Origin of the sequence: [Clostridium] cellulosi (genome assembly GCF_036762875.1) — a bacterium.
In the GTDB taxonomy this organism is placed as follows: domain Bacteria; phylum Bacillota; class Clostridia; order Oscillospirales; family Ethanoligenentaceae; genus Ruminiclostridium_D; species Ruminiclostridium_D cellulosi.
Genome location: NZ_JBAIZF010000021.1, coordinates 1 through 13,193 on the forward strand (window position 1 = coordinate 1; position 13,193 = coordinate 13,193).

Genomic DNA, 13,193 nt, shown 5'->3' on the forward strand with positions numbered 1-13,193 from the left:
GCCGCGGCTTTTCTATTATCAGCTTTCGGTTTTTTTATAGTAAATTTGCTCCACTTTAATTATTTTAATTTGGCAGCCGCTTTAAGAAAACATGCGCCTCCTCACAGTTGTTTCATTTTGCTGATTTAATTATGCGGTGAAATTTAATTTATTAATGCGAATTTAAAAGAGAAATACTAATAACGCCGTTTTTTTAAGATTTTTAAGATATTATTGTCATATTTAAAAAGATTATTGCGGGGGATAATATACAGCGGGAGGTAACTCCTATGTATTTTCTATTTTTTATCCTAATTGTTCTTGCATTATTTGTCCTTCTGATGTTTTATGTCCCGGCAGATATCAAAGCAAAGATCAATACCGACAACAACGTCTATGATGTATTTATCCACTGGCTGTCGCCGGTATTCAAAGCAAAATTGGAAGTGGAAGATTACAAGCCGGTGCTTTCAATAAAGCTTTTTGACAAACAGATGTATAAAAAAGCAATCAAACCCCGCAAAGGGCAAGGCAGGCGAAAGAATCTTTCGGTTTCAGATTATTATCACGCGCTCGTACTGAGCAATTCTTATGTCGACGCTCATTACGGACTTAATAATCCTTTCGCTTTGGGCATTGCCAGCGGGATAGTGGGCCTTATAGGCTCCTATTTCGACATTGATATCAATCAGTCACCGGAGTTATTCCCTTTCAGCAACTATCTTATTGTCAATGCGGGGACACAGCTTAACATTGGCAAATCCTTGGTTAATCTTCTGAGAGCATACGCTGCAAACAAATACGCTGCAATCAAAAAATCCATGAGGAGCGATGAATATGGAACAGTTGAGTATGGCTGAAAGCGTCGACACTTTGTTTCGCAGTCTTGAATCTTTCACCCAAAAAGAGGGCGTTATCGGTAAACCTGTAACACAGGGCGATAAGACATTCCTTCCTGTAGTTTCTGTTACAGTCGGTTACGGCGGCGGCAATATGAGCATGAAAGGCCAGCAGACGAGCAGCACCTCTTCTCCGGCCGGAACTGGTTCCGGTGCCCTTGGGCTTGGTGCAAAGCTCAACACAGAGGCCGTTATCGTAATCGACAATCAGGATGTCTCTATGATGCCGATGAGCGCAGCGGGTGCAAGCCAGCTTATCGACAAGATCCCGCAGATAGTTTCAGGCATGAGCGCAAGCAAGCAGGGCCAGCAAGGTCAGTCCGGACAATCTGGTCAGTCAGGTCAGTCCAGTCAATCCGGTCAGGCAACCTCATATTCAAGTTCATCAATGTAAAAAATGCCGCCGGTTTAAAATCGGCGGCATTAATTATTGCCTAATTTCTTTCATATGCTTGTGCCTTGCAAATACAAGGCGCAGCCTTTGTATAATTATAACTACACACAACATAAAGACCGAGATAAGCGCCGTCATGCCGCCGGGGGCACACCCTTGATAATATGAGATGACAAGCCCGGCCATTATATCAATGACGCTGATTATAATAGAAGCCAAAAGCGTAGTCTTAAAGCCCTTTTTAAGCTGAAGCGCGGCGGCGACAGGGAGCGCTGTCATTGACGACAGAACAAGGACACCGACAATTCTTATTGAAACTGAAATAGCCGCGGCAACGAGGATTGAAAAGATATAGTTTATGATTTTTACTTTAACCCCGGCGATTTTCGCTCCGTCCTCGTCAAAAGCGATATAAATAAGCTGGTTATAGAGCAGTATAAGCGTCAGAACGAAGATAGCACTTAAGATAATAACGGTAACAAGGTCGCTTTTGGACACGGTGAGTATGCTGCCGAACATAAAGGCGTTTATATCGGTGTGAACGGAGCCGGAGCTCATTATCGTAATCGCTGTACCGACGCTGAGCGAAAGCACGATTGTCAGGATAAGGTCGGTGTATTTTTTAAAATAAGCGCGCAGAAATTCGATCAAGGCGCCGCAGAAGGAGGTAAAGACAAAAGCGCCGAGGATAGGGCTGGTGTTGAACAGCAGCCCGCCCGCAATGCCCGCAAGAGAAGAGTGGGCGAGTGTGTCGCCGATCATTGAATTGCGCCGCAGCACAAGGAAAATGCCTATGCAGGGGCACAGTATAGATATAAACAGCGAAACGACAAATGCGTTTTGCATAAAAGCGTATCTAAGCATTGGATTCCTCCGAAAAATCTATTTATTTTTCGCCGTTTAAGAACTCTTCGGCGTAGGTTTCAGGCGAACAAACATGGGCGTGACCATTTGAGATATGGTATATAATCGTCGAGTTTTTGACAGCGGCTTCAAGGTTGTGTTCGACTGAAACAACGGTTATGCCGTCCTCGCGGTTGAGCTTCTTTATCAGGGCGTAGATTTCGCGCTGGCTTTTTAGATCTATGCCGGTTGAAGGCTCGTCGAGCACCAGCAGGTCAGGGTCGCCTAAGAGGGCGCGGGCTATCAGTATCTTTTGAAGCTGCCCGCCCGACAGCGTCCCGATCAGCGCGTTCTCGTAATCTTCCATCTGTACGCGGCAAAGGATTTTGTGCGTTGCGTTTTTGTCCTTGACTTTCAACACCGCCCGGGCGCAGTTCATTACTTCCCGGACGGTAATAGGAAACTGCGGATTGAACCAGTCGGATTTCTGGGCTACATACCCGGTTCTTTTGGCATTGTTCTCAATGCTGCCGCCCACCGGCTTCAAAAGCCCGAGGATGAGCTTTACAAGCGTACTTTTCCCGCTGCCGTTATCGCCGAGAATCGAAACATATTCGCCGCGTTTTATCTCTAATGAAAGCCCGTTCAGAAGAAAAGGCGGCGCTCCGTTATACGAATAACTGAGGTTATTTATCTTAATCATGCAATACTCCCGAAAACATTTGTATATTTAATGATTTGGCAAATGAGCCTTTTATAATCAGATAAAACATCAAGTCAAAAAGGTGATATCACTTAAAAGCCCTTAAAATTTTGGAATAATTGTTAATATAGTTATTATACACGCAAATAGGAATCATTTGCAACTGGGAATAAAAAATTGCCGCAGAAGATAAACTTTTGCGGCAACTTGAGTGTTTATTATAACCAGGTTTATTTTTGCGGGAAAAGCTTGTCTTTAAAGCGGTCGACCACATACATGAACGGGTAACCACCGATAAGACATACAACGGCCTCGCCCAAAGCCACATAAAGCATAGTGGGAACAAGGGGCGCATTGGTTAAAAAGTACAGCTCCAAGCCTACAATAACCGCGTTGCAGATAATCGGCGGAAACGGCACCAAGTATTTGGGCATAATCCGCGACAGCAGTGAGGCGATAAGCGTTGCCGATGTACCGACGAGGATGTCGATAGGCCCGAGGGGGCTTCCGATATTTGAGAGCAGGCATCCGACGACAAGGCCGGGAATTGCGGCAGGCGTAAAGTACGGCAGCACCGTCAGAATCTCGGCGATACGGAACTGCACAGCGCCATAGCTCATAAATGCAAAGGCATAGGTCAAAGCCGCGTAAAGCGCTGCGATTACGGCAGCGGTGGTTATAAATCTTACTTTTTTCAAGGCTCTTACTCCTTTTTTAGGACAGAATCAGAACCACCGCTGTACGATAAACTCAGCGCAATAAAAATGGTGCTTGAAAATTCAAGCACCATCCAAAACTGCCGTAAACCGGATTCGATTTACGACAGTCAAATCCCGTAGTTTTGTTTAAGGACAGGATGGTTTCGAACTGTCCTATTCAATTTTAGTTTATGTACCTTTGAGAAGATTATCACAAAGCACAAAAAATGTCAAGCGGTGTCATTTAACCGCCCGTTTTCATCAGCCCGTACTTTGTTTTTACCCTGTTTAAGATTTTGAGCCAGGGTTTTGCCAGCAAGAACAGGAAAACGACTGTAGAAACCGCGTGAGTCAGGTCAAAATAGAAGCTTGCGGCAAAGGTCAGGAAAAACGATTTCAAATTAATCGGATTGACAAATCCGAGAACCTGCCATAAATCCATTATCCAACCGTAGATAAACGCGCTGAAAAAGCCGTAGACGCAGATAAGGGCTGTATTCTTAAACGATTTTTTAAAAATCCCCGCAAAAGCGCCCATGATACCCCACGCGAACATCTGCCATGGGGTAAACGGCCCCTGGCCGAAAAATATATTTGAAGCGAGCGCCGCCGTCGCCCCGGTGACAAATCCGGCTTGAGGCCCGAAAGCAGCGCCGGTGATAATTACGATAGCGGAAGTGGGCTTTACGTTAGGAAACGCGGCAAAAATGACCCTGCCGAGGGCAGCCGTCGCCGACAAGACGGCTATGGGGACAAGTTCCCGGGCCTGCGGGCGCCTTTTTTCAAAGGATACGAAAAAAGGTATCAGCATGAGGATTATGAAAACAACGCTTGTCAGGGCATAATTTCCGCTGGAATACAGCGCGGTGAATACAAGCAGCCCGAACAAAACGGCATATACAGCGGCGGTTATTATAACCGACTTTTTCAGAAACCGCAAAGCTTTATCACATCCTCACAGGTGATTGCATCGGGACAGATGTCCCGCGCAATACGGTTCGCGGCGGTGGTATAGAAGCTGTTGCCGCTGAAAAACTCATGGGTACTGCCTTCGCTTGCGATTATGCCGTCAAACAAAAGCAGGCAGCGGTGAGCGTATTCCGCTGCAAATTCTATGTCGTGCGTGCTCGCGATAACGCATGTCCCATTTTTACACAGGTCTGCGATAATGCCGGCAAGACCGCGTTTTGCCTGAGCGTCCAGTCCCTTCGTCGGCTCGTCGAGCAGCAGTATCCGCGGCGACTGTTCAAGGACTCGCGCAAAAGCCGCCCTTTGCTGTTCGCCGCCGCTTAAGTCATACGGGTGCCTATCAAGAAGCGGGGTAAGCCCTAATTTCTCAGCAAGAGATAAATCGGAAAGCTCTTCCCGCAGCGTGTCGTGAAGGAATATGGACTTCGGGTTCTGTGGCAGCATGGCGATATTATTGTAATACAGTTCCTTTGCCGGGTATTTTTTAATATCCCGCCCGCCGATTAAAATTTTGCCGTGCTGGGGAGTAAAAATCCCCGCGATAAGGTTGAGAAGTGTCGATTTTCCGCTTCCGTTTTCGCCCATAAGGCAGATGAATTCACCGTAATCCGCCTCAAATGAAAGCGATTTAAAAATGTCTGGCGAATCTTTTTGGTATCTGAAGTATAGGTTGCGGCACTGGACGGCGGGGGTATCGCCTTTGCAGTCCGACTTATGTATATCTTCAAAGTGTATCTGCGAATTAATCGAATCCTGTATGGAAAAAAGACACTGCCGCCCTTCCTTGACAGTGAGCGGGCAGCCGCAGTCAAAACTATGGCGACCGAAAATCCTCGCGGCGGCCGGCAGGCTCTCAGCGGCATAGCTGTCATCGCTGTCAAGAAGCGTTTTTGCCAAAACCCGCGGCTCGGCCTCGTACTTGATACGCCCGCAGTCCATCATCACCGCCCGGTTCGCAAGCGGTAGCACGTCCTCAAGCCGGTGTTCGGTGATTATTATAGTTATACCGAGCTCGCGGTTAAGACGCGAAATCATGCCGATAAAATCCCGGGCAGCCACCGGGTCGAGCTGGGAGGTCGGCTCATCGAGCAGCAAGAGCTTTGGCTGCATGATAATAATAGATGCGAGGTTTAATAGCTGCTTCTGCCCGCCGGACAACTCGCTCGTCTTTTTGTGAAACCATGAGCCGATGCCGAAAAAGCTCGCCATTTCCGCAACCCGGCGGCGGATGGTCGGGGTGTCCGTTTTGAGGTTTTCAAGCCCGAACGCCAATTCATGCCAGACAACATCCGTCACTATCTGGCTGTCGGGATTTTGCATGACATAGCCTATATCGCAGGCATTGTGGCAGGATTCCGGCTCGGTTATATCCTTGCCTTGAAAGAGAATCCGGCCGCTCCTTTCGCCCTCAGGCATAAGCTCGCGCTTTAAGTGCCGGAGCAGGGTGGTTTTCCCGCTGCCGGAAGGGCCGAATAAACACAAAAAATCCCCTTGCTCAACTTTAAGGTTAATATCACAAAGGGATTTTTTATTGCTGAGCGCATATTTAAAAGAAAGGTCTTTGACTTCTAATAATGACAAGAGAAAACTCAACCCCTAAAGAAATATAAAATCAATCGGTCAAAACTGCTGTGCCGGAGGCATTGACCATCAGCATACTGCCGCCTTGTCCCAAAACTTCGTAATCGACTTTAACGCCGACGACAGCATTGGCGCCGAGCGACATCGCGCGTTCGGTCATCTCGCGTATGGCACTGCTTCTCGCTTCAATAAGCTCCTCTTCATATGAGCCGGAACGCCCGCCGAAAAAGTTGGTAAGCCCTGCGGCAAAGTCTCTCACAAAATTGACTCCGGCCACGACCTCGCCGAAAACCAATCCCCTATATTCCCTGATGTGTTTGCCTTCAATGCTGTTTGTTGTTGTTACAATCATAAATACAGCTCCTTAGATTACTTGATATATACTTAATATAATATCAGAGCAGAGGTTTTATTATTCTACGGTTGTTGAAATAGCGCAGGCTTGCGACGACCCTACCGAGTATCTCGGCGTTGTCGACGATAATAGGCTCATATTCGGGATTTTCCGGCTGAAGGCGAAAATGGCCATTTTCGCGGTAAAAGGTTTTTACTGTAGCCTCGTCTCCCACAAGAACGACTGCTATTTCACCGTTTTCTACAACCGAAGTTTTTTCAACGATTACTATGTCGCCGTCAAATATATTTGCGTTAATCATCGAATCGCCTTTTATGGTCAGGGCGAAAAACTCTTTTCCGCTGCCGGACCGGGGAATATATGCGATATATCCGTCAAGGTTTTCGACGGCGGTTATCGGCATACCGGCTGCGACTCGGCCGAGCAGGGGAACAAGTACGACATTCGCGCCGGCCGCTTCCTCCTCATGCAGGTCGGTCGGCACATACCGCCCGCCGAGGTTTTGCAGCTTGCCGTCCTTGACAAGCCGCTGCAATTGCCGGTGTATATTGGATTTTGCGCTCAGGCCAAGATGAGCCGCTATTTCCCCGATTGACGGTGAAAAGCCGTTTTTCTTGTATTCCTCGCAGATAAATTTATAAATAAGTTCCTTTTTATTTGGCCGTGTCATTTATACCTCCGCTAAGCCGGTATATTAATATACAGGGAATGGTGTTTCTGTTAATGCGAGTATAACACATAACGACAAATGTGGCAATAAATTTTCTTTAAATAATATAACACCATTCGCACCATATTCGCTGAAAATATAAATTTCGACGAACTTTCAAGGCATAATGATATTAATAGGGCAGGCTAAAACTGCGCTTGAAATTCGGCGCGTATTTTGCGGCCACATGGATAGCCTCGATCATGCTGACAGCGCTCGCAATGCCTTTTCCGGCGATGTCGAATGCAGTACCGTGGTCGACAGACGTGCGAAGGAAGGGCAGGCCGTTTGTAACGGCAATAGTCTTCTCAAAGTCGAGGGTTTTGGCGGCGATATGCCCTTGGTCGTGATAGAGCGACAAAACCGAATTGTATTTTCCGAGCAGGGCAAGGTGAAAAACGGAGTCAGCGCCTATTGGCCCCTCGACATTATAGCCCATCTTCTTGAGCTGCTCGACGGCCGGGAAGACTTCCTCAACCTCTTCGCTGCCGAACAGCCCGTGCTCCCCGGAATGAGGGTTGAGCCCGGCAATCGCCATTGTCCCTTCTGTCACCCCCAACCGCTCCAGCTCTTTTGTACACCGCACGACATAATCGACGATTCTGTCCTTCTTAACCATTTTGCACGCCTGTGACAGCGAAACATGCCTGGTTAAGAAGAATATGCGCAAATTGCGCACCTCGGACATGGTCAGCGGGTCTGGGGTACCCGTCAGCTTGCCGAATATCTCGGTGTGGCCTATAAAATCGACATTGCCCGCGCGCAGCGATTCCTTGTTTATCGGCGTCGTCGCGACGGCGTCGACTAATCCGCTTTTGGCAAGCTCAATGCTTTTTTCTATATATTCAAACGAAGCGCGCCCGCAAAGGCCGGAAACAGCGCCCATCTCAAAGCTCGACGGGTCAATGTTGTCAAGGTCGATGAGGTTTAAAACCCCCGGTTTGTCTGCCGCTTCAGCGGGTTTCTCAATCAGGCGTATTTGGAGCGGCTTTTTGGCAATCTTTATAGCTTGCTCCATAACTTTTCTGTCGCCTATCGCAATGCACAAGGCTTCATTAGTCACCTGTGTATCAGCAAGCGCCTTGGCCACAATTTCAGGGCCGATACCCGCTGGGTCGCCGATAGGGATTGCGATAATGGGTTTATTCATATTTACACGTTCCTTTTTATTCAGTCTTTGCATAGTATATAAAAACGCATAGTTGTTTTGCAAATGCGCCCGTCGCGTTAGCATTAAAATTAATTCAATCCGCGCCGTGCGTTCATACTGCCGTCACAGAGCTGGCTTTTACTGCTCGGCAGCATGTCCTGCCTTTTATTATTATAATTTATTCAGCCTATAATGACAAAAGCGAATCAAACGAATGAAACGGTATTACAGGTACTCAAAATTTTTGCTGAAGTTTTTAAAATTAAATCTTGACAGGCGAAAAAAGCGTTGATATAATGGAAACACAATTTATATTTTTAAAGGCTATGATAGGGAGAAAAACACTGCGTAAATCACGCTACAGAGAGCTGTTGTCCGCTGAAAGACAGCGCGTTGATGCGGTTGTTAACTCGCCCTTGAGCTGTTATGCTGAAAGCGGTAGTTGCCGTGATTAGGTATTGCCGGGTTTCTCGCCGTTACCATGAGAGGGCATTAATTTTGATGCTGCTAAGGTGGGTTAGTTATAACCAATTAGAGTGGTACCGCGGAAGTGTTAAGCTTTCGTCTCTTGTTTTAAAACAATGAGACGAAAGCTTTTTTGTTTACTATTTATTTTGTGCTAAGGAGGATCATTAGATGAAGATTGCATTCTCGACATTAGGTTGTCCTGATTTTGCATGGTCTGATATCTATTCAATGGCAAAGGATTTTGGATTTGACGGAATAGAAATCCGCGGGCTTGGCAAAGATATTTTCGCTGTCCATGCCAAACCGTTCCTTGATGAGAATTTAGATGCGACAATAAAAAAGCTTGCGGAGCTCAAATTAGAAATCCCATGCCTATCCTCCGGGTGCTGCTTAAAATATGCCGACAAGGCTGAAGAAAACTGCAGGGAAATCAAAGAATATATTGAGCTTGCTGCGAAACTCGGCACACCGTACGTAAGGGTACTGGCCGACCTTAAACCTCGGCCGGAGGGCGAAGTTGATGACGGCGTTGTACTTGATACGCTGAAAAAGATTATACCTGAAGCGGAAAAGAAAGGGGTAACACTGCTTGTCGAATCAAACGGTGTATATTCCGATACCGCGCGTTTGGCAAAGCTCCTGACCAATGCGAAAAGTGACGCTGTCGCGGCTCTCTGGGACGTCCACCATACCTGCCGATTTGGCGGTGAGACGCCGGGACAAACCGTTCAGAACCTCGGCGCATACATAAAATACATCCATATAAAGGATTCAGTGGTTCAGGACGGCAAGATAATATACCGCATGGTCGGTGAAGGAGACCTGCCGATTGATGATATAATGCTCGCGCTGCGTTCAATTAACTATGACGGATATGTTTCCCTTGAGTGGGTAAAGCGCTGGGCGAGGGATCTCACCGACGCCGGTATAGTTTTCCCGAAATTTGCAAACTTTATGGAACAATATACTCACAAGCATGAATCAAAGAGCCGCCTCTTTGATAACGCTACAAAGACAGGCAAGTATATTTGGGAAAAGAATACGCTCATCGACCTGACATTGCCGCAGGTTTTGGACCGCGTAGTTGACGAGTTCCCGGATCAGTACGCCTTCCGTTACACAACTCTCGATTATACAAGGACATATAAGGAGTTCCGCGACGATGTCGATACCTTTGCAAGGGCATTGATCGCTCTCGGCGTAAAACAGGGCGACCACGTCGCCATCTGGGCCACTAATGTCCCCGCGTGGTTTATTACATTCTGGGCAACGACGAAAATAGGCGCGGTACTTGTAACCGTCAACACCGCCTATAAGATACACGAGGTTGAATACCTGCTGCGCCAGTCGGATACCCATACGCTGGTTATGATTAACGGTTACAAGGATTCTGACTATGTTTCCATAATGAATGAGCTTTGCCCAGAACTCAAATATTCTGAACCCGGCAAGCCGCTGCATACAAAACGCCTGCCGTTCCTGCGCAATATCATAAACGCCGAATCGAAACAGCCCGGCTGCCTGTCTTGGGACGAGGCGATGGCCCTCGCCGACACCGTCCCGCTCGAGGAAGTCTGGCGCAGGGAAAACGCGATAAATAGGCACGACGTCTGCAATATGCAGTACACTTCCGGTACCACAGGTTTTCCGAAAGGCGTTATGCTGACCCATTACAACGTCGTCAACAACGGTAAATGCATCGGCGACTGTATGGATCTTTCAACAGCAGACAAGATGATGATACAGGTTCCAATGTTCCACTGCTTCGGCATGGTGCTCTCTATGATAGCTTCAATGACGCACGGCGCAACCCTCTGCCCGATACCATATTTTTCCCCGCGTGTAGCTCTCGACTGCATAAACAAGGAAAAGATCACCTGCTTCAACGGCGTTCCAACGATGTTTATAGCAATGCTTGAGCATGAAGATTTCCCAAAGACGGATTTTTCGCACATGAGAACAGGTATCATGGCGGGAAGCCCATGCCCTATAAAGGTTATGAAAGATGTCGTCGAAAAAATGCACATGCCTCAAATTACGATTGTGTACGGCCAGACCGAAGCCTCACCCGGCTGCACCCAAAGCCGCGTAGATGACCCGCTCGAGGTAAGGGTGAATACAGTCGGACGAGAACTTCCGGGTATCGAATGCAAGATTGTGGACCCTGTTACCGGAAAAGACCTGCCGGACAATGTAGACGGCGAGTTTGTCGCCCGCGGTTACAATGTTATGAAGGGCTACTACAAGATGCCGGAAGCGACCGCCGCGGTTATTGACAAAGACGGCTGGCTGCATACTGGTGACCTTGCCCGCCGCGATTCCAACGGCAACTTTAAGATAACGGGACGCATAAAGGATATGATAATCCGCGGCGGCGAGAATATCTATCCGAAGGAAATCGAGGAATTCATTTATACCCACCCGGCTGTCAAGGACGTCCAGGTAATAGGCGTGCCGGATAAGCAGTACGGCGAGGAAATCATGGCCTGCGTGATTCTTAAAGAAGGCTCAACCCTCACTGAAGATGAACTCAGGGAATATATTAGATCCCATATTGCAAAGCATAAGACTCCTCGCTACATAGAGTTTGTAAAGGAATTCCCGATGAATGCCGCCGGAAAGGTACTTAAATATAAGATGCGCGAAATGGCGATTGAAAAACTGGGGCTTCAAGAGGATGACAGTATAGAAACAGCGTAAAATAAAACGGGGTGCAGTTAAACACTGCATCCCGTTTTGCTTGATATGAGTAATGCCTTTTGCTACGTGCGGGCAAATAAATTACCCTTCTATAAGCTTAACATAGAAATGGCGGGTGCGGGGGCCATCGTATTCGCAGAAATAGATGGCCTGCCATGTGCCAAGCAGCAATCTTCCGCCGGTGATTATCACAGTGGTTTGAGCGCCTGTCAGCGTGGATTTTATATGCGCGTCCGAGTTGCCCTCCATATGCTGGTACTCTGGAAGCTTCGGGAACGACCTGTTCAGCGTATAGGTCATGTCCGCGGTGACATCGGGGTCGGCGTTTTCATTTATGGTAATGCCGGCTGTCGTGTGCGGGCAGAACACGATTGCAATGCCCTCGTCTATATGTGATTCTCTAACAAAGTCGGCAATCTCGCGCGTGATATTATAAAACCCGTTTTTTCCGGTTCTAAGTGTGAATTCCTTTAAATTCGCCATAAAAGACAGTCCTCCTTGAAAATAAAAAGACATACTGCGCTGTTAATCTATATTATAGGCCGAATCAGTGGAGTATGGAAGCATTAATTAGAAAACTTTTATTCTGAGATGTTTTTGGCGAGCTGTATGCACAGCTTTTTCTTCGTGGCGATCTGTTAGATATCTGCTTATCGGTCCCGCGGATATACGTAAAAAGGGCGCAGGGGAAAGAGTTGACAAATTATTTTTATTTATATATTATTAAATAAAATTTAATATTTTAGACGGGAGCTTGTGTTACAGGCTGAGAGGAAGGTGTAACCTTCGACCGATAACCTGATTTGGGTAATGCCAACGTAGGGATGACTAAAATACGCAATATTTACGGGAAGTTACCAAATCGGGAACTTCCCGTTTTTATTTTTAGGGGGGGATAAAATGGTTAAAATTAACGGAAAGGATTTTGATGTTTCTGGCAAAACCATAGCAGAGTATTTGACAGAGGCAAATTATAACCTCAAATACATTGCTGTGGAACGCAATGGCGAGATTGTCACAAAGGGGCAATATGCTTCAACCGTACTTGCAGATGGCGATACGGTTAATATTGTGAGCTTTGTGGGAGGTGGTTAATGTGCTGCCGACAAAAGAAGAAATGATAGCGGCTCTGGAAAAAAGGCATGGTGTTGAGACTCAAAGAAAATTCTTATCCGCTACGGTAGCGATATGCGGTCTTGGTGGGCTTGGTTCAAATATTGCTATTGCTCTAACCCGTGCAGGTATCGGCAAATTGATTTTAATAGACTTTGACCGGGTTGATCTTGCGAATCTCAATCGTCAGCAGTATAAACTGAGTCAAGTCGGCATGTTTAAGACGGATGCCCTCTGTGAAAATCTAAAAGAGATTTCACCTTACGTTGAATTGGAACCGCACTGCGTCCGGATAACAGAAGACAATGCCAAGGAGTTGCTAAAAGAAGCTGATATAATCTGCGAAGCATTTGACAATGCGGAAAGTAAAGCAATGCTTACCAATATTGTTTTGAAAAAAATGCCGGAGAAATATTTGATTGCCGGCTCTGGGCTTGCCGGCTTAGGGAGCGCCAACACCATAAAAACGCGCAAAGCGATGAGGCATTTTTACATATGCGGTGATGAAGTCAGCGATGTGAACAAAGGCATCGGGCCTGTGGCTTCTCGAGTTTTGGTTTGCGCAGCCCATCAGGCGCACATGGTGTTGCGCATTTTAACAAATGAATTTGAAGCATGAAGAAAGAGGTGAA

14 protein-coding genes, 1 riboswitch and 1 other annotated feature are annotated in these 13,193 nt (G+C 46.9%); of the genes, 5 read left to right on the top strand and 9 right to left on the bottom strand.

Translation table 11 applies throughout. The features are described from left to right. Positions 1-269 precede the first annotated feature (269 nt). The gene (locus tag V6C21_RS06385) at positions 270-839 is read left to right on the top strand and encodes a hypothetical protein (protein WP_479268611.1); all 570 of its coding nucleotides are present in this window, start codon (positions 270-272) and stop codon (positions 837-839) included. Further along, positions 817-1,272, top strand: coding sequence for a spore germination protein GerW family protein (locus V6C21_RS06390; protein WP_034836845.1), 456 nt, complete (start codon positions 817-819; stop codon positions 1,270-1,272). Before V6C21_RS06385 ends, V6C21_RS06390 begins: the two co-directional genes overlap by 23 nt. A 33-nt stretch (positions 1,273-1,305) precedes the next feature. On the opposite strand, the gene V6C21_RS06395 is transcribed toward V6C21_RS06390, so the two are convergent. The 8 genes from V6C21_RS06395 to pdxA form a co-directional block, all read right to left on the bottom strand. Continuing rightward, positions 1,306-2,136, bottom strand: a complete 831-nt coding sequence (locus V6C21_RS06395) for a metal ABC transporter permease (RefSeq protein ID WP_045085632.1) — start codon at positions 2,134-2,136, stop codon at positions 1,306-1,308. Between the two features lie 22 nt (positions 2,137-2,158). After that, positions 2,159-2,818: a metal ABC transporter ATP-binding protein gene (locus V6C21_RS06400; RefSeq protein ID WP_034836848.1), complete on the bottom strand. Its 660-nt coding sequence runs from the start codon at positions 2,816-2,818 to the stop codon at positions 2,159-2,161. Positions 2,819-3,048: 230 nt separating this feature from the next. Then, complete coding sequence (locus tag V6C21_RS06405; protein WP_034836852.1) at positions 3,049-3,516, bottom strand: QueT transporter family protein; 468 nt, start codon at positions 3,514-3,516, stop codon at positions 3,049-3,051. Positions 3,517-3,760: 244 nt separating this feature from the next. Continuing rightward, a complete protein-coding gene (locus V6C21_RS06410; RefSeq protein WP_479268612.1) occupies positions 3,761-4,405 on the bottom strand; it encodes an ECF transporter S component in 645 nt (214 codons plus the stop codon). A gap of 38 nt (positions 4,406-4,443) precedes the next feature. Continuing rightward, positions 4,444-6,066: an ABC transporter ATP-binding protein gene (locus tag V6C21_RS06415; protein WP_479268613.1), complete on the bottom strand. Its 1,623-nt coding sequence runs from the start codon at positions 6,064-6,066 to the stop codon at positions 4,444-4,446. Positions 6,067-6,097: 31 nt separating this feature from the next. Beyond that, complete coding sequence (locus tag V6C21_RS06420; protein WP_034836858.1) at positions 6,098-6,418, bottom strand: heavy metal-binding domain-containing protein; 321 nt, start codon at positions 6,416-6,418, stop codon at positions 6,098-6,100. A gap of 43 nt (positions 6,419-6,461) precedes the next feature. Next, positions 6,462-7,091 (bottom strand): transcriptional repressor LexA, encoded by a 630-nt coding sequence (lexA, locus tag V6C21_RS06425; protein WP_034836861.1) that lies wholly within the window; start codon positions 7,089-7,091, stop codon positions 6,462-6,464. A gap of 172 nt (positions 7,092-7,263) precedes the next feature. Further along, positions 7,264-8,280, bottom strand: coding sequence for a 4-hydroxythreonine-4-phosphate dehydrogenase PdxA (gene pdxA / locus V6C21_RS06430; protein WP_479268623.1), 1,017 nt, complete (start codon positions 8,278-8,280; stop codon positions 7,264-7,266). Positions 8,281-8,597: 317 nt separating this feature from the next. Further along, positions 8,598-8,852: a binding site (T-box leader), on the top strand. A gap of 64 nt (positions 8,853-8,916) precedes the next feature. On the opposite strand from pdxA, the gene V6C21_RS06435 reads away from it, so the two are divergent. After that, positions 8,917-11,448, top strand: a complete 2,532-nt coding sequence (locus V6C21_RS06435; protein WP_045085629.1) for an AMP-binding protein — start codon at positions 8,917-8,919, stop codon at positions 11,446-11,448. An 81-nt stretch (positions 11,449-11,529) separates the two neighbouring features. Here the strand turns inward: V6C21_RS06435 and V6C21_RS06440 are convergent, their stop codons facing one another. Beyond that, on the bottom strand, positions 11,530-11,931 hold the full coding sequence (locus V6C21_RS06440) for a secondary thiamine-phosphate synthase enzyme YjbQ (protein WP_034836870.1): 402 nt from the start codon (positions 11,929-11,931) through the stop codon (positions 11,530-11,532). A 253-nt stretch (positions 11,932-12,184) separates the two neighbouring features. Next, positions 12,185-12,293: riboswitch (TPP riboswitch) on the top strand. 55 nt (positions 12,294-12,348) lie between these two features. Between V6C21_RS06440 and thiS the strand changes: the two genes are divergently transcribed. Both thiS and thiF read left to right on the top strand, forming a co-directional pair. After that, positions 12,349-12,543: a sulfur carrier protein ThiS gene (gene thiS, locus V6C21_RS06445; RefSeq protein WP_034836873.1), complete on the top strand. Its 195-nt coding sequence runs from the start codon at positions 12,349-12,351 to the stop codon at positions 12,541-12,543. 1 nt (position 12,544) lies between these two features. Beyond that, positions 12,545-13,180: a thiamine biosynthesis protein ThiF gene (thiF, locus tag V6C21_RS06450; protein WP_479268614.1), complete on the top strand. Its 636-nt coding sequence runs from the start codon at positions 12,545-12,547 to the stop codon at positions 13,178-13,180. The last annotated feature ends 13 nt before the right edge of the window (positions 13,181-13,193 follow it).

Bases quoted from the DNA above. Each gene is read 5' to 3' on its own strand.
- V6C21_RS06385 (WP_479268611.1), top strand. From the start codon at position 270: ATGTATTTTCTATTTTTTATCCTAATTGTTCTTGCATTATTTGTCCTT.
- V6C21_RS06390 (WP_034836845.1), top strand. From the start codon at position 817: ATGGAACAGTTGAGTATGGCTGAAAGCGTCGACACTTTGTTTCGCAGT.
- V6C21_RS06395 (WP_045085632.1), bottom strand. From the start codon at position 2,136: ATGCTTAGATACGCTTTTATGCAAAACGCATTTGTCGTTTCGCTGTTT.
- V6C21_RS06400 (WP_034836848.1), bottom strand. From the start codon at position 2,818: ATGATTAAGATAAATAACCTCAGTTATTCGTATAACGGAGCGCCGCCT.
- V6C21_RS06420 (WP_034836858.1), bottom strand. From the start codon at position 6,418: ATGATTGTAACAACAACAAACAGCATTGAAGGCAAACACATCAGGGAA.
- lexA (WP_034836861.1), bottom strand. From the start codon at position 7,091: ATGACACGGCCAAATAAAAAGGAACTTATTTATAAATTTATCTGCGAG.
- pdxA (WP_479268623.1), bottom strand. From the start codon at position 8,280: ATGAATAAACCCATTATCGCAATCCCTATCGGCGACCCAGCGGGTATC.
- V6C21_RS06435 (WP_045085629.1), top strand. From the start codon at position 8,917: ATGAAGATTGCATTCTCGACATTAGGTTGTCCTGATTTTGCATGGTCT.
- V6C21_RS06440 (WP_034836870.1), bottom strand. From the start codon at position 11,931: ATGGCGAATTTAAAGGAATTCACACTTAGAACCGGAAAAAACGGGTTT.
- thiS (WP_034836873.1), top strand. From the start codon at position 12,349: ATGGTTAAAATTAACGGAAAGGATTTTGATGTTTCTGGCAAAACCATA.